The sequence below is a fragment of the Parasphingorhabdus sp. genome, assembly GCF_036963705.1.
GTDB lineage: Bacteria > Pseudomonadota > Alphaproteobacteria > Sphingomonadales > Sphingomonadaceae > Parasphingorhabdus.
In genome coordinates, this window is sequence record NZ_JBALUT010000037.1 from 1 (window position 1) to 14,466 (window position 14,466).

At 57.6% G+C, this 14,466-nt stretch carries 16 protein-coding genes and 1 tRNA gene; 8 read left to right on the forward strand and 9 right to left on the reverse strand.

The window, feature by feature from the left end:
- From V7680_RS09670 to V7680_RS09680, 3 genes are all read left to right on the forward strand, one after another.
- On the forward strand, positions 1-481 hold a 481-nt coding region (locus tag V7680_RS09670), incomplete at its 5' end, for a S1 RNA-binding domain-containing protein (protein WP_335653087.1).
- 228 nt (positions 482-709) lie between these two features.
- Entirely contained in the window at positions 710-991 is a 282-nt protein-coding gene (locus V7680_RS09675) for an integration host factor subunit beta (RefSeq protein WP_335653088.1), read from the forward strand.
- A 96-nt stretch (positions 992-1,087) separates the two neighbouring features.
- Positions 1,088-1,174 (forward strand) — tRNA-Leu (locus V7680_RS09680).
- 63 nt (positions 1,175-1,237) lie between these two features.
- Here the strand turns inward: V7680_RS09680 and V7680_RS09685 are convergent.
- Positions 1,238-2,419, reverse strand: a complete 1,182-nt coding sequence (locus V7680_RS09685; RefSeq protein WP_335653089.1) for an acyl-CoA dehydrogenase family protein — start codon at positions 2,417-2,419, stop codon at positions 1,238-1,240.
- Between the two features lie 78 nt (positions 2,420-2,497).
- On the opposite strand from V7680_RS09685, the gene V7680_RS09690 reads away from it, so the two are divergent.
- Genes V7680_RS09690 through V7680_RS09700 form a run of 3 tightly spaced genes read left to right on the forward strand, consistent with a single transcriptional unit; the run spans position 2,498 to position 5,977 of the window.
- Positions 2,498-4,039 (forward strand): peptide ABC transporter substrate-binding protein, encoded by a 1,542-nt coding sequence (locus V7680_RS09690; protein WP_335653090.1) that lies wholly within the window; start codon positions 2,498-2,500, stop codon positions 4,037-4,039.
- Entirely contained in the window at positions 4,039-5,523 is a 1,485-nt protein-coding gene (locus tag V7680_RS09695) for an ABC transporter substrate-binding protein (protein ID WP_335653091.1), read from the forward strand. Before V7680_RS09690 ends, V7680_RS09695 begins: the two co-directional genes overlap by 1 nt.
- Positions 5,524-5,554: 31 nt before the next feature.
- Positions 5,555-5,977 (forward strand): DUF4112 domain-containing protein, encoded by a 423-nt coding sequence (locus V7680_RS09700; protein ID WP_335653092.1) that lies wholly within the window; start codon positions 5,555-5,557, stop codon positions 5,975-5,977.
- 33 nt (positions 5,978-6,010) lie between these two features.
- Here V7680_RS09700 and V7680_RS09705 read toward each other — a convergent pair whose 3' ends face one another.
- The 3 genes from V7680_RS09705 to V7680_RS09715 all read right to left on the reverse strand — a co-directional run bounded on the left by V7680_RS09705 (position 6,011) and on the right by V7680_RS09715 (position 8,985).
- Positions 6,011-6,682, reverse strand: coding sequence for a ribonuclease T2 (locus V7680_RS09705; protein WP_335653093.1), 672 nt, complete (start codon positions 6,680-6,682; stop codon positions 6,011-6,013).
- 112 nt (positions 6,683-6,794) lie between these two features.
- A complete protein-coding gene (gene nadC, locus V7680_RS09710; RefSeq protein WP_335653094.1) occupies positions 6,795-7,658 on the reverse strand; it encodes a carboxylating nicotinate-nucleotide diphosphorylase in 864 nt (287 codons plus the stop codon).
- The gene (locus V7680_RS09715; protein ID WP_335653095.1) at positions 7,642-8,985 is read right to left on the reverse strand and encodes a DUF2254 domain-containing protein; all 1,344 of its coding nucleotides are present in this window, start codon (positions 8,983-8,985) and stop codon (positions 7,642-7,644) included. The genes nadC and V7680_RS09715 overlap by 17 nt, the downstream gene beginning before the upstream one ends.
- A gap of 164 nt (positions 8,986-9,149) precedes the next feature.
- Here V7680_RS09715 and V7680_RS09720 point away from each other — a divergent pair, with 164 nt between their 5' ends.
- The gene (locus V7680_RS09720) at positions 9,150-9,434 is read left to right on the forward strand and encodes a BrnT family toxin (protein ID WP_335653118.1); all 285 of its coding nucleotides are present in this window, start codon (positions 9,150-9,152) and stop codon (positions 9,432-9,434) included.
- A complete protein-coding gene (locus V7680_RS09725) occupies positions 9,391-9,675 on the forward strand; it encodes a helix-turn-helix domain-containing protein (RefSeq protein WP_335653096.1) in 285 nt (94 codons plus the stop codon). The genes V7680_RS09720 and V7680_RS09725 overlap by 44 nt, the downstream gene beginning before the upstream one ends.
- A 71-nt stretch (positions 9,676-9,746) precedes the next feature.
- Here the strand turns inward: V7680_RS09725 and nadA are convergent, their stop codons facing one another.
- The 5 genes from nadA to V7680_RS09750 all read right to left on the reverse strand — a co-directional run bounded on the left by nadA (position 9,747) and on the right by V7680_RS09750 (position 14,417).
- On the reverse strand, positions 9,747-10,760 hold the full coding sequence (nadA, locus tag V7680_RS09730; protein WP_335653097.1) for a quinolinate synthase NadA: 1,014 nt from the start codon (positions 10,758-10,760) through the stop codon (positions 9,747-9,749).
- A 132-nt stretch (positions 10,761-10,892) separates the two neighbouring features.
- A complete protein-coding gene (locus V7680_RS09735; protein WP_335653098.1) occupies positions 10,893-11,447 on the reverse strand; it encodes an adenylate cyclase in 555 nt (184 codons plus the stop codon).
- A gap of 296 nt (positions 11,448-11,743) precedes the next feature.
- The gene (locus V7680_RS09740; protein ID WP_335653099.1) at positions 11,744-12,835 is read right to left on the reverse strand and encodes a Kelch repeat-containing protein; all 1,092 of its coding nucleotides are present in this window, start codon (positions 12,833-12,835) and stop codon (positions 11,744-11,746) included.
- Entirely contained in the window at positions 12,832-13,548 is a 717-nt protein-coding gene (locus V7680_RS09745; protein WP_335653100.1) for a DUF4230 domain-containing protein, read from the reverse strand. Before V7680_RS09745 ends, V7680_RS09740 begins: the two co-directional genes overlap by 4 nt.
- Complete coding sequence (locus V7680_RS09750) at positions 13,545-14,417, reverse strand: MBL fold metallo-hydrolase (RefSeq protein WP_335653101.1); 873 nt, start codon at positions 14,415-14,417, stop codon at positions 13,545-13,547. Before V7680_RS09750 ends, V7680_RS09745 begins: the two co-directional genes overlap by 4 nt.
- Between the last annotated feature and the right edge of the window lie 49 nt (positions 14,418-14,466).

Consider the following 14,466-nt stretch of genomic DNA (forward strand, 5'->3'; position numbering starts at 1 on the left):
CTCCGGCGAAGACGCGCTCAACCTCCACCATAAGGGTGAGCAGGTTAAAGCGATCGTTCTCGACATCGATGTCGACAAAGAGCGCATTTCGCTTGGCATGAAGCAGCTTGAAAAAGGTGCACCCGCAATGGGCGGCACCGATACCGGCGGCATCAAAAAGGGATCGGTGGCAACCGTTACCGTTCTCGAAGTCCGCGATGGCGGCCTCGAAGTCCAGATGGGCGACGACGGCGCGACCGGCTTCATCAAGCGCAACGACCTTGGTCGCGATCGCGACGAGCAACGTCCGGACCGCTTCCAGGTTGGTCAGAAGCTCGATGCTATGATCACCGGGTTCGACCGTTCGAAGAAACCGAACTTCTCGATCAAGGCGCATCAGCTGGCAGAAGAGAAGCAGGCTGTGGAACAATTTGGTTCAACCGACTCCGGTGCGAGCCTTGGCGACATCCTCGGCGCCGCGCTGAAGAAGAAGGAAGAATAGTTCTTCCGACACGCGATTATATTTGGAAAGAGCCCACCCTTTAATCGGGGTGGGCTTTTTCATTCCCGTGTCCCATTTCGCGGCAAAATTTTACAAAACTGCCAAGCCCATTGAAAATAGACATGATTTCTGGCATCTATCGAGTCTAAATTATATCAGACTTCAAGATTCCAAGTGTCTCGGCAAATTCAATTCACTTGCTCTCCCCAGAATCGGAAAGGCGCACCGATGATACGTTCTGAACTATTAGAAAAACTCGCTGAAGAAAATCCGGAATTGAAACCGGACGAGATTGAAAAAATCGTCGACCTGTTTTTCAACCAGATCAGCCAGAAACTGGCCGAAGGCGGCCGGGTAGAACTCCGCGGATTTGGCGCCTTCTCCACTCGCCAACGCAAACCACGCACCGGCCGCAATCCACGCACCGGGGAATCGGTAGAGGTTCCAGCCAAAAGAGTGCCCTATTTCAAGCCCGGCAAGGAAATCCGCGAGCGGCTGAACAAGCACTAATCTCTACAATTTCTGAATATTATTTGCCAATCCACTTGACCACGCGCCCGCAATAATGCTTGTCGCTAGGTTCCAACTGAGGTTGGACCTACCGGTGCGGACGTGGCGAAATGGTAGACGCAGCAGACTTAAAATCTGCTATCCGAAATGGGTGTGCGGGTTCGAGTCCCGCCGTCCGCACCAGTTTTACACTATTAAACGATCCTCCACGCGAAACCGCGCCAGATGCCCGCTTTTAAGCGGTCCTCAGAGCATCCCCATATCCACCGGCTGATCAAGCAGAATCCGACCGGCCAGCTCGAACACCGCCGGAGCCGTCGCGATATGCTGGGTGGCAACATGGGCGTCGCGGAAGCGCCGTTGCAGACTGTTGCTAGAATAGACCGCACCGCCGCCGCCCAATGTATAGGCGGTCTTGCAGACGTCGGCGGATACCTCGGTAGCATGGGCGCAGGCAAGGCGCAGACTGGCGCGACCTTTCGAAGATATCTCACCGTCTCCCTGCGCTTCGAACCAACATTCGCGGATCGCGTTTTCCAGATAGGCGAATGCTCCGCCGAGATGAGCGGTCGCTCGCGCCAGATCGACCTGGATGGTCGCCCGCTGGGCCATCGATCGCCCGCCACCCGGGGTCTTCTTGTTGATCGCGGTCGTCCTGATTTCCTCCAGCGCCGCCCGGGCATTGCCGAGCGCAACCGCTGACACGCCGAGAGCGAGCAGGCCAAAGAGCGGGAATTTATACAAAGCGCCTGGATCTCGCGGCCGGTCGCCGACGAAGGACACGCTGCGATCCTTGGGAACCTTAATGCCTTCGACCGAGAAATCGCCTGAGCCGGTACCCTTCAATCCAGCGACGTGCCAGCTGTCGATGAACGACACTTCTGCGGCCGGGAAAAACAGCATCCGGTGATAAGGTGCGCCATTGTCGAACTTCTGCAATTCGCCATCCTTGAAGATCATCGCGCCGCCGCCAAGCCAAGAGCAATTGGCCGAGCCGGAGCCCCATTGCCACTGGCCGCTGAGCAGATAATGATCACCTTTGTCTTCCGCCTTGCCCATCGGCGCGAACACGCCGCCGGTCACGACATCGTCCGCGCCAAAAATCTCGCGCGCCGCCGGCTCCGCCATATAGGCCGCCCCCAAAGTGGAGGTTACCGCGATCATCACGCACCAGCCCGCGCTGGCATCTGCCTCTGCAACCGAGGTGACAATTTTCAGGAAGTCGAGCGGATCCAGCTCCAGTCCCCCGAGCGATGCCGGTTTCGACAGATTGAACGCGCCCGCTGCGGCCAGCTTTGCCGCAAGATCGGCGGGTAATCGTCGCGCCTGTTCGGTTTCTTCGGCGCGCGCAGCAATCTCGGGTAACAGCGCCGAAATTTTGGAGCCAACGTCACCGATCGCGGAAATATCATATTGTAGGCCAGTCATTCAGAAATTCTCCTCACAGACGACAGCAGCACATGAGTTCCGCTTTGTCGAGCCAGCAAAAGCATCTAGGTAGATGAGATGCGCTATTTCGCCATTCTCTGCACGATGCTGTTGCTGATATCCTGTGACCGCGATCCGGCGGTCGACACCGCGCCTGGCCCCAGCCGGATTATCCGCTTGTCCGATTCCGAGATAAAGGGCCTTGATCCGCAGAAAGTCTCAGACCTGTCATCGCTCCGTTTTGCGGCCGACCAGTTCGAAGGGCTGACTCGCCTCGATGCGACGGGACAAGCGGAACCAGGGCTGGCGGAGAATTGGACAATCTCGCCAGATGGTTTGACTTGGACATTCGTCTTGCGACAGGATTTGCGCTTCTCCGACGGCGCCGCTTTTGACGCAACGCTATTTCCGGCCCTGTTGCAACGCCTGCGCGCGCCGGAAACCGCTGCGGCTGCAGAAGCGCTATTCGGCAATATCTTGGCAGTAAAGGCACCCGACGGGAATAGCGTCGTTGTCACCCTCGCCTCTCCCGATCCATCCTTGCCGGCCTTGCTGGCCCATCCCGCAATGGCCGCTATCCCGCTCCACCGGATCAGTGACGTCGGTGATAAATGGACGTCGGACCGACCGATGATCACCACCGGTCCCTATCGACTGACAATATGGCAATTGAACGATCACGCCCGGCTGGAGCGCAATCCTTACTGGCATGACGATCCGGCACCCACCGCGACGATCATCTGGAAGCCGATGGACGACAGTCTTTCCGCCATGCGTCTGTTTCTGTCCGGTGGCGCAGATATAGCCGCCGACTATCCGGCCAGCCGTCATCAATGGCTCAAGCAAAACCATCCTGCCGCAGCCCATAGCGTGCCTTATCTCGGGAGCTATTATTTTGCCTTCAACACCCGCTCGCCGCCATTTGACGACCGCAGGGTCCGGGTAGCATTGTCGATGGCTGTCGAACGCGAATGGATCGCCGACAAGGTGATCGGTATCGGCAATATTCCGGCCTGGGGATTGCTACCGCCGGGGCTGGCCGGACCCGCATCGGCAAAGCCGGAGTGGGCAAGCTGGCCGCGGGAGAAGCGCCTCGACAGCGCACGCAAATTGTTGGCGGAAGCGGGCTATAATGCCGACGAACCGCTCCGCTTCGAAGTCCGCTTCAACAGCTCTGCCGAACATCGCCGGGTAGCGGTTGCGATGGCCGCGATGTGGAAACCGCTGAATGTTGAAGCCAGCCTGTTCAACAGCGAAGCCGCGCTGCATTTCGCCGCCCTGCGAAGGCATGAATTTGCGCTATCCCGCTCTGGCTGGATCGCCGACCTGCCGACCCCGGAAAATTTCCTGCTGGTGCATCAGCAGACCAACGGCGCCGGAAATTATTCGGGTTATGACAATCCGGACTATGACAGGGTTCTGGCGCAAGCGATTGCCGAGCCCGACCCGTCCGGACGCCAGATATTGATGCGCGAGGCCGAGGCTCTGCTGATCGGCGACATGCCGATCCTGCCGCTCTATTTCTATGTGACCCGAAGCCTAGTGGCGGGGCGTATCGCAGGATGGGAAGATAATATTTCCAATGTGCATCCCAGCCGCACTCTGCTTATAAGACCCTGATGACTTTCCATTCGACATTCTGGCTCAAAACCCTCTCGGCAGCACTTGCGGTCACGTTGCTGGGGTCCTGCGGTTTTGCGGAGGATGAAGATCAGGTGAGAGTCACGGTAATCGAGGATATGCCGAAAAAGATCAATCCGGTTGGCACGCGACTCAATTTCACCTCTGCAACGATGCGCGCCGCAATGGCCAAGGGCCTCGTCGGGCTCGATCAGGAAGGCCGGGTGGTCCCCGCGCTTGCCGCGCGCTGGATCGTGTCCGATGACGGACTAAGCTATATTTTTCGTCTGTTCGACGCGAAATGGGACGATGGCAGGCAGATTAGCGCCGAACGTGTCGCCCGCCTGCTTCGCGAACGCTTTGCCGAACTACGCAATAGCCGGTTGCAACATGACGTTTCGGAGATCGAGGAGGTCGTATCGATGACCGGCAGGGTGATCGAGATCCGACTGGATTCGCCCCATCCCAATTTCCTGCAGCTGCTCGCCCAACCGGAAATGGGCCTGTTCCGTGCCGGCCATGGGGCCGGACCGATGCGCCTGCTGAGTGAAGACGATGTTATCAAACTCAATCGCTTCGATGAGCCTTCCCAGGAAGAACAGGACGCGGAGGAAGAAGACGACCGCTGGGTTTCCTTGCGCAGCGAGACCGCAGCACACGCTATTGCCCGCTATCGGGCGGGGGCCGTGCAAGTGGTTCTGAACGGCAAATATCATCATCTGCCGCTGGTCGGGGCAGCGGGCATCAGCAGCGGAGATTTGCGGCTCGATCCGGTCGCCGGCCTGTTCGGACTGCGGTTTGTCCGCGCGAACGGTTTCTGGGCTGTTCCCGGCAACCGGGAAATATTGGCGATGTCGATCAACCGACCGGCATTATTGACCTCGTTCCCTGGCGTCAGCGCATGGCAGAGCCGGCTCAAGATCATTCCCGAAGCGCTCGATGTAGAAGGAATCAACACATATCCGGACTGGGCCAGCATGGCCATGCAGGACCGGATGGCCTTCGCTAGAAACCATGTCCGCCGGTGGAAGGCTTCGGAAGGACCGATCGCTCCGCTGACCATCGCTCTGCCCGACGCAGCGGGTGCCGACATATTGTTCAAGCGCATCCAGTCGGATCTCAGGAGAGTCGGGCTGAACGCGAGAAAGGTCCGGTTGAACCAGGCGGCCGATGTCCAGTTGCTGGACGAGATTGCCGCTTATGACAGTCCGCAATGGTTTTTGAAGCAGCTCACCTGCCCGGTAACGCCCGTCTGTCTGAACGATGCGGATTCACAAATTACCGAGGCCGAGGCCGCCACCAATCTGGAAATCAAGGCGCGGCTCTATGCCGAAGTAGAGAAGATGCTGGTCAACCACTATAATTTTATTCCGATCGCGGTGCCGATCCGCTGGTCGATTGCCAGGCAGGGCCAGCGCGGCTTTGCCGTCAATCCCCGCGGCTGGCATCCATTGAACCCGCTGGTCGGCATACCTATATCCTGACTGTGTTGGTAGTATATGACAGGGAGGTCCGATGGCCATTTCCGAAGAACAGTTAAAACGTCTAGCCGAACAATTGCCCGACGTGAGCCGCGATCCGCAAGCAGTGCGAAATCGCGTTGAAGCGATGGAAAAAGTCCTTGAACGGGCTTTCGTGATCCCGGGCATCAATCGACCGATCGGCGTCGATTCAATCGTTGGACTGGTTCCGGTGGTCGGCGATATCGTCACCGCACTGATGGGCGCCTATATCGTCTGGGAAGCGCGCAATCTGGGCATGTCCAAGCTGCAGCTGACCCGCATGGCGGCCAATGTCGGTATCGATACCGCACTCGGCGCGATTCCGTTTGCCGGCGATGTGTTCGACTTTTTCTGGCGCTCGAACAGCAAGAATCTGAAAATCATCCGCAAGCATCTCGACAAGCACCATCCTGGCACACGGACGATCGAGGGCTAATCATCGTGCTCCCGCGCAGGCAGGGGACAGTGACTAGCCCCCTCGCCAGATTTTCACCGGCACATCGTCCTTCGCCGCCCGCATATAGCTTGGGCAACGTTGTGGCCGGAAACTCTTGCCGAGACAGAGTTTTACTTCCTGCAGCCAGCCACGCTGGTTGATTTTCAACCGCACCATATCAGGTCGCAACCCTTCGTTCGCCGCCGCAAAGGCATTGCGAAACTGCCCGGCAGTCAGCGGTTTGCGCGAGAGCCGGTCCATATCGGGAAAGCGCACCGCATCGAACATGATTCGTGACACCCGAAAATAGGTTTCGGGACGTTTGGTCATGCACGTCCCGTGCTTCGCCCATTCATGCGCCATCATTTTGGTCGACGGCATCATACAGAAATTGCGGTTCACCACGGCCGGTGGCAGCGCCTTGGTCGGAGCGCAATATTGCGGATAAGAGGGACCGCGCGTGTCGGGCCACAGGCCGTGGAGAATGAAGGCAAAGCTGCCATCGTCACCGCTGCACTGGGTCTTGTCGCGGCGGCTGTCCTTGCGGGTCCGGCAATATTCCGGCGACCAGCTGAGCGCCAGCGTGTAGCTGGTCACGGGTTTGACACGGCGCGGTTCGGAGGCGGGTTTGCGTTCGGCAGGCGCGCTGAGGCCGGATGGCGGGCTGCATTGGTAGGATTGGGCTTGGGCGGGGGTTGCTGCCATTGTCAATAATATGAAGAGAGCCAAAGGTCGCCCCAGCGAAGGCTGGGGCCTAGCCCAAACTTCACGTACCTCGGACGATCGGTTTGGATCCCAGCCTTCGCTGGGATGACGATTACGATACCTGTTCAAAATCCAGCCCGATATCGGCCGCAGGTGCACTCTGCGTGAGCCTTCCGACCGAAATAAAGTCCACCCCGGTCTCCGCCTTGTCGCGGATCGTCTCAAGCGTCACGCCGCCGCTCGCCTCGGTCGCCACACGGCCGCCGATCAAAGTCACCGCCCCCCGCAATGTCGCCGGTTCCATATTGTCGAGCAGCAGATGCGTGGCCCCTGCGGCCAAAGCCGGTTCGATCTGGTCGACCCGGTCGACTTCGCAAATGATGCTTTCGACGCCAGCCTCCTTCGCGCGCCGGACCGCTTCGCCAACCGATCCTGCGACCGCAACATGATTGTCCTTGATCATGGCTGCGTCCCACAGGCCCATGCGATGGTTCTGCGCCCCGCCCATCCGCGTTGCATATTTCTCCAGCACCCTGAGCCCGGGAATGGTCTTGCGCGTGTCGAGCAGAGTGCAACCCGTTCCGGCAATCGCGCGGACATATTCATTGGTCATGCTGGCAATGCCGGTGAGATGCTGCACCGTGTTGAGCGCGCTACGTTCCGCCGTCAGCATCGCGCGGCCTTTACCCTTCAGCCGCATGATATCGGTGCCCGCCGCTACCGCCTGGCCTTCCGCAACCAGGATTTCGATCTCCACATCGGGATCGAGATAGCGGAAAAACGCCTCCGCTATCGGCAGTCCGGCGATCACTGCATCATGGCGGCTGTCCATCACGCCGGAAAAAATCGCATCGGCTGGGATCACCGCCTCGGACGTGACATCGCGCCCGCCAGCAGCGTAAGGCCCGCCAAGATCCTCGGTCAGCGTCGCCGCTACAAAGGCATCAAGATCGAATTTTTCAAGCGAAAAGGGCATTGCTACTATTTTCCATCATTTTGTTGAATTCGATCAGACTCGCTTCCAGCTCTTCCATCGACGGCCCGGCCAGATGATGGCGCGCCTGCCTCACCATCGTTTCCGCCTCTTCGCTGATCAAGCGCAAACGGCGCTCCGACTGACAGGATGTCGACGCTGAGAACAGCGCGTGGATGAAGTTGATCGCGGCCATCCGGTTGGTCGCGACGCCGGACCGCATCGCGCCGAAACTGCGCTCGACATAATGTTGGAAATCATCGCTCAGCGGCTGCACCCGGTCCCAGTCATAATCTTCCTGCTCCGGCCCGCGGTCAAGATCGCGGCTGCCGAGCTCAGCCAGCGCCGCGCCCATCCAGTGCATAGCGGTGATCGCAGTAAACGGGTCGTTGATCCCGGGTGAAAGCGCGCGCAACGCAATCTCGACCAACTCATCGATCAGATATTCCAGATCCTGAGTCGCCGTCCGCATGCCGCTGGCGCTGAAACAATCACCGATTTTCGAAGCGATTTCTTCATCTACCTCCATACCGGACAGTTCGACAATCGGCACATCGGGGTGGATGAAGTCTCCGGTGCGAACCTTGAGCGCGATGGTCGCATCATATTTGCGGGCCACTTCATCGAGCGTGTCGAAATCGATAATGTCGACATAGCCTCTGCTGGTCGCGATGATCGGTTCGCCCTTCGCCTGCTGCCGGGGTTCACGTTCTTCGATCTCGCTCGGATAGCGGCGCTTGATGTCACGGATCAGCCGCTCGCCAATGTCTTTCAGCACCGTGTTGATGCGGATGCTCGCCGGGATATGATGGAGGAAATAGACGAGTACCCCGACCGCGAATATCGCCAGGACCATCGCCACCATCAATGAAATTTGCGGCGTAAAGCCCGGCAAGACATCACCAACCGCGTCTGCCGCGCTGCTCGCCCGTTCGTCTTCGTCGCGCACTGTGCGAATGACCATCAACGCATAGACAAAGGTTCCGATGAAGGTCGCGAGCGAAAGCTGGTTGCCTTTGTCCTCCATGAAATTGGTCAACAGTCGTGGCCCGTAATTGCCGCTGGCATAAGCGACGGCTGCGATGGTGATCGAAAAGACGGTCGAGGCCACACCGATCATCGATCCGGCAATCACCGTCAGCGTGGTGCGGGCACCATTGGGACGACTGACGTGCAGCCATTCGAAATTGGTAAACCAGTCCGACCCGCCATGACGGTCGAGATAGATGGTAAAAAAGGACAGGAAAAACGCAAAAGTCGAGAATAAAGCCGGATAGAACCAGTAGCTGGCATTGATGGACAGCAGTGCGGAACGGATACGAGCGATCATCGGGCGACGCTAACCGATAACGCATTGAGGTGGAAGCGGGAAAGCCTACGGATGCGAAAGACGGAATGCTTCATCCTCAAGAGGGTGATGGGATTGGCCGAAACTGTCATAGCTTGCGAGCGATCTTCAATTTTGGTAACTGTGTGTTTCACATATACAGCGGTATGGATTTTGAATATGATCCAGCCAAGGATGCGATTAACCGAGCGAAGCATCGATGGCCACTGTCGTTCGGGCAGCGGATTTTTGATGATCCATTTTATACGGTGATCGAAACAATCCGGATTGGCGACGAAGAAGAGCGCTTCAAGCTGATCGGCGAAGTAGATGGAAAACTGTTTACCGCAATACATATGTGGCGGGAGCAAGTTGTCAGGTTCATCTCAGTCCGGAGGAGTAACAGCAGTGAACAAAGAAACTACAATCGCAATCCCGGCAGATCCGAATGATCCGGAAGACCGGGACGTCAGCGTGGCGGCTCTTGAACGTGCCAACAAGGGCCGCTTCATCCGGGTGCTGCGTTACGACTTGGGCATGACCCAGGAAGAATTTTCCAAAACCTACGGCATCCCGCTCGCCAACATCCGCCAATATGAAATCGGCCGCCACATGCCGCCGCCCGCGGTCCGCGCCTATCTGAAGGTGATCCGCGCCGAGCCAGAGGTGGTGAAGCGGGTGATGGCGGGGTAGGTTTGCTCCTCTCGATCAACGGAGAAGGCTTACCGGATCATTCTTCAAACGTGATAAAACGGGAAATCAGCTCAATCCTCATGCGCCAGATCAGTCGGCCCCAAATCGCCCTGCCCGACCGTAGCGCTCGCCATTTCCATCATCTTGTCGATCGACTTGCGGGCCTGCAGGCGAAGCTCCTCGTCCATCTCGATGCGCGGTTCGAGGTCACGTAGCGCGATGTAGAGTTTCTCCATCGTGTTGAGCGCCATATAGGGGCAGATATTGCAGTTGCAGTTGCCGTCCGCGCCCGGAGCGCCGATGAAATTCTTCTCCGGCACCGCTTTTTCCATTTGATGGATGATATGCGGTTCGGTGGCGATGATGATCGTGTCGCCTTCGAATTCCTTCGCATATTTCAGGATGGCGCTGGTCGAACCGACCATGTCCGCGTGATCGAGAATATAGGCGGGGCATTCCGGATGCGCAGCAACCGGTGCGCCCGGATGCTGCGTCTTCAGCTTGAGCAGCTCGGTCTCGCTAAACGCTTCGTGGACGATACAGACACCGGGCCAGAGCAGCATGTCGCGGCCGGTTTTCTTGGCGATATAGCCGCCGAGATGCTTGTCCGGGCCAAAGATGATCTTTTGCTCGAGCGGAATCTGCGAGAGAATATGTTCCGCCGAAGAACTGGTGACGATGATGTCGGACAGCGCCTTCACCTCGGCCGAGCAGTTGATATAGGTCAGCGCGATATGGTCGGGATGCTCGTCGCGAAATGCTTTAAACTTGTCCGGCGGGCAACTGTCTTCCAGGGAACAGCCGGCATCCATGTCCGGCAGCACGACAATCTTCTCCGGCGAGAGGATCTTCGCGGTTTCCGCCATGAATTTCACGCCGCAGAACGCAATCACATCGGCATCGGTTTCCGCTGCCTTGCGCGACAGCTCAAGACTATCACCAACAAAATCGGCAATATCCTGAATTTCCGGCTTCTGGTAATAATGGGCGAGGATGATCGCGTTGCGCTCCTTGCGCAGCTTGTTGATTTCCTCAACAATATCCACTCCGGCCAAGCTGCCGCCAATTCCACCACGTGCGTCCATTTTACTATTCCTCTGTCCTGCGTGCCTGCTCCATATAGGAAGCGAATAGCCATTTGTCTCGCGCGGAACGCCCATATTGGCGTAAAATGACCTTCACGATGGAAAATGCCTGCCGATAAGAATATCTCTACCCTAGCCAGCACCCGCGATCGATTCAGCAAATCGCTGAAACGGAGAAAACAGGGACAAGCCTGTCACCGCCACATGAACCACTGTCACAATGGCACCGGTTGCCAGCGTCGCGGGATGGATATGTCCGATGATTTTTCGATCGTGGCTCGCCAGTACGGCAACAAAGCTCAGCTGGCAGAGCAGAATGAGCCACTCGCCCCATTCTCCGAGCAAGGGCATTGGCAACAGACGGCCAAATGCCGGTTCCAGGACAATCAGGGTGGCACCGATCATGATACGCCGGTGCCACTGGGTTTGCCGACGCAACATGATTGCCCAGACCACCATGGCAGCAAAAGCCAGAATTTCCACGAGCACCAGCGCCAGAAAATAGGAGTTGTTGAAAAATGGCGGAAAGCGCTGCAGCTGAACCGCCATATATCCCGTGTAGAGGCCGCTGACGGATATTATCAAAGCGAGCCCGCCACCTAGCCAGCCGATCTTCCTATGCAGAGCCGTTTTGCCGCGCTGGATCAGGATGTTTTGCCCAACTATCAATCCCAGCCAGCCCAGCATCAGGATTCCATGCAAATGCACCCATAGAGGCACCGCCTGAAAATTTACCATTCCGCGCATAGAAAATTGCGCGAAACTAAAAATGATAACCGCCGCCAAAATAATGGAAAACCGGACAAAAAATCGCTGATCCAGAACATATTCCATGGCCGGACGCATTGTCTGATTGCTATTCCGCTCCGCTCCCACGATTCCACCTCCCTCGAAATCTCTCCCGAAACAGCTATAACCCCGTTTACGCCGGTTGGAAATATAGCTTGAGAAATGCGTCGATGCGGTTTGCCGATGTTATCGGTTCAGCGATCGATACGGAATTTGACAATCAGGTCGGTCACTTTCTGCTCTGCATCCATGCCGCCCAGTATATAATATTCCTGACCGGCCTTCGCGAGACCGCGATGGTCCATGCTGGGTTCGGCCAGCCTCCCCAATTCGATCCATTTGTCGGATTTCAGTTCATAAGCAAAAAAGCCACCGGATGGTTTGGCTGGCACACCGTCATAGCCAATGCCGTCATAATTATAGGGATTGTCGCCGCCGCCTGCAAAAATGATCCGCTGGCCGGCGTTATCACCGATAGCCGCCATCCGGTAGCGGGCGCTACCGGCGTGGGTATCAACGCTGCGCCAGCTAATCTGGGTCGGATTTTTCGGGTCGATATCGCCGCGCCAGCTCAGCTTCGCCGCCACGAATTTGCGCTTGCCCTCGGCGAAGACTGACGCCACGCCGTCGCTGATGATCATGCTATTACCTGCAATCCCGCCGGCATGGCCAAACACTGGGGTGCCGGGAAAAGGAGTAGCCTCGGTCCAGGCACCGGTCTGGGTGTCGAACAACTGGACAACGCTGACATTGCCTTCGTCATGCCAGCCGGAGATCAGATAGATGAACCGGTTCTGATAAGGCACAACTACCATATCATCGACCGGGGTCGGCATATCAGTCTGCTGATCATAACTTCCGGTTGCCGGGTCAAAAGCGAAGACCTCCGGTGTGGACACTTCGTCACCGTTGGCGGCGACGGTATAACCGCCGAAAATATAGATTTTTCCCGCCACATTCACCGCCGCGCTGGCCAGTCGACCTTGCGGGACCGGCACTGGCGCGATCGCCTTGCACGATTCCGTCGCAATCACGCAGGCATAAGCCGCATTGCTGGTATCATTCCAGGTCTTGCCCGCTTTCAGGCCATTGAAACTATATAGGGTCGGACCTTCCGGTCCGTCGGCGACGGCCACCGCGTTATTGCTGATCGGTTCCGGCAGGGCAAAGCCGAGCGTCTCGGAGACCGGTTCCTGCGGCGCGCTCTGTTCGCAGGCCGCAAGGCCGACGCCAAGAGCTATCACCAGACCAAAGCGGGCGCTTGCATTGATTGCTCCAAACGTCATTGAGCCTCTCCTCTTATCTTCTGCTGCTCTGCCAATATATCCTTGATGGGTCGTGAATAATCCCAGCGCTCTTTATAACGGCTGCGCTCATAAGGAAAAAAGGCATCGATCTTCGCCTCGACACCGGCTGCCTGCAGCGGAAGAGCAAAATTGTGGCGCACCGCGCGGCGGGCGGATTCCCGTGCCAGCCGCATCTGCAGCGGATTTTGGGCCTGCTTGGCCAGTTCCGCGACGCCCTTCTTGCGATTGGCCTGATCGAGGACTTTCTCCGCGTCGGTCAGGGCGATCAATATACCGCCATCGTCATAAGTCTGGATTTGCTCGATATGAACCTCGGGCCGAGCGATCTCGATCGCGGGAATCTGGACATAGAATATATTGTCGCGCGCATCCCACCGGACATCTTCTGCTCCTAGCTTCGCGAGATCGAGTTCGTATCGCACCGTGCCGGGCATGATCAGGGTCTTGCGTGCCGACAGCCCGAGCTTGGTCAACGTCGTGGTCACCGTGGCATTATAGCTGGCCGAAAACACCGTCAGCCGGTTCTGTTCCTGCAGATTGGTCAGGCTGGCATTGGCAATTGATACCGGATCGGGACTGATGCTGCTTTCAACGCGAGAGAAGAGCAACCATGCAAGCGTTCCGAGCAGGATCAATATCCCGCTGATGATCGCAACCGGAACCCACAAGCGACGGGAGGTTTCGACGCTCATTCAGCCATCGCCCAGACATCACCCGATAATTTCACCCGTCCGCGATTTTGCAAGTCGATCAGATGCGCCCGAACCGATTGCCCGGCAGCACCCTTGAGGCGCGGATCAAGCCCCTTGTACATCTGCGGGACCATATCGACGATCGCCGCCGAGCCCTGTTCCAGTAGCTTCAAAATCTGCCGTTCGCGCTGTTTGCGATGCCCCATCATCCCGCGCACCAGCTGGCGGGGATTGGACACTTTCTTGCCATGGGCGGGGTAAAAAACCTTGTCCTCCCGCTCGTACAGCTTTTGCAGACTCGCCATATAGTCAGCCATATCGCCATCGGGCGGGACTATCACGCTGGTTGACCAGGCCATGACATGGTCGCCGGTAAACATCGCACCGGATTCCTGAACCGCGAGACACAGATGATTGGACGTGTGACCCGGCGTCGCCACCGCTTCGATGGTCCAGCCATCACCCGCTACCGTCTCGCCGTCGCCGAGCACCTGGTCCGGCTTGTAATGTTTATCAAAACTCTCGTCCGCACGTGGTCCGTCGTCTGCCAATACCAGTGGCGCACAGCCGATGATCGGCGCTCCGGTGCGTGCGGCCAGCGGTGCGGCGGCGGGACTATGATCGCGGTGCGTATGGGTGCACATGATCGCAGTGATTTTGGCGTCTCCGACCGCTGCAATTATCGCATCGATATGCTCGTCAATCGCTGGTCCCGGATCGATGACCGCGCGGTCACTGCCGTTGCCGACGATATAGGTCTGGGTGCCAGTATAGGTATAGGGGCTGGGATTGCCGGCGAGCACACGGGCGACAAGTGGCTCCATCTGTTCGCACAGGCCGGTGGGGAAATTCGAGGGGTCAAAGTCCATGGGATTGATGTGGCATATCCAGCCCATAAAACAACCATGAAAAAGGGCG

What these genes read in the sequence shown, in the direction of transcription:
- V7680_RS09675 (WP_335653088.1), top strand. Translation starts at nt 710, where the DNA reads ATGATACGTTCTGAACTATTAGAAAAACTCGCTGAAGAAAATCCGGAA.
- V7680_RS09685 (WP_335653089.1), bottom strand. Translation starts at nt 2,419, where the DNA reads ATGACTGGCCTACAATATGATATTTCCGCGATCGGTGACGTTGGCTCC.
- V7680_RS09690 (WP_335653090.1), top strand. Translation starts at nt 2,498, where the DNA reads ATGCGCTATTTCGCCATTCTCTGCACGATGCTGTTGCTGATATCCTGT.
- V7680_RS09695 (WP_335653091.1), top strand. Translation starts at nt 4,039, where the DNA reads ATGACTTTCCATTCGACATTCTGGCTCAAAACCCTCTCGGCAGCACTT.
- V7680_RS09700 (WP_335653092.1), top strand. Translation starts at nt 5,555, where the DNA reads ATGGCCATTTCCGAAGAACAGTTAAAACGTCTAGCCGAACAATTGCCC.
- V7680_RS09705 (WP_335653093.1), bottom strand. Translation starts at nt 6,682, where the DNA reads ATGGCAGCAACCCCCGCCCAAGCCCAATCCTACCAATGCAGCCCGCCA.
- nadC (WP_335653094.1), bottom strand. Translation starts at nt 7,658, where the DNA reads ATGCCCTTTTCGCTTGAAAAATTCGATCTTGATGCCTTTGTAGCGGCG.
- V7680_RS09715 (WP_335653095.1), bottom strand. Translation starts at nt 8,985, where the DNA reads ATGATCGCTCGTATCCGTTCCGCACTGCTGTCCATCAATGCCAGCTAC.
- V7680_RS09720 (WP_335653118.1), top strand. Translation starts at nt 9,150, where the DNA reads ATGGATTTTGAATATGATCCAGCCAAGGATGCGATTAACCGAGCGAAG.
- nadA (WP_335653097.1), bottom strand. Translation starts at nt 10,760, where the DNA reads ATGGACGCACGTGGTGGAATTGGCGGCAGCTTGGCCGGAGTGGATATT.
- V7680_RS09735 (WP_335653098.1), bottom strand. Translation starts at nt 11,447, where the DNA reads ATGCTGGGCTGGCTGGGATTGATAGTTGGGCAAAACATCCTGATCCAG.
- V7680_RS09740 (WP_335653099.1), bottom strand. Translation starts at nt 12,835, where the DNA reads ATGACGTTTGGAGCAATCAATGCAAGCGCCCGCTTTGGTCTGGTGATA.
- V7680_RS09745 (WP_335653100.1), bottom strand. Translation starts at nt 13,548, where the DNA reads ATGAGCGTCGAAACCTCCCGTCGCTTGTGGGTTCCGGTTGCGATCATC.
- V7680_RS09750 (WP_335653101.1), bottom strand. Translation starts at nt 14,417, where the DNA reads ATGGACTTTGACCCCTCGAATTTCCCCACCGGCCTGTGCGAACAGATG.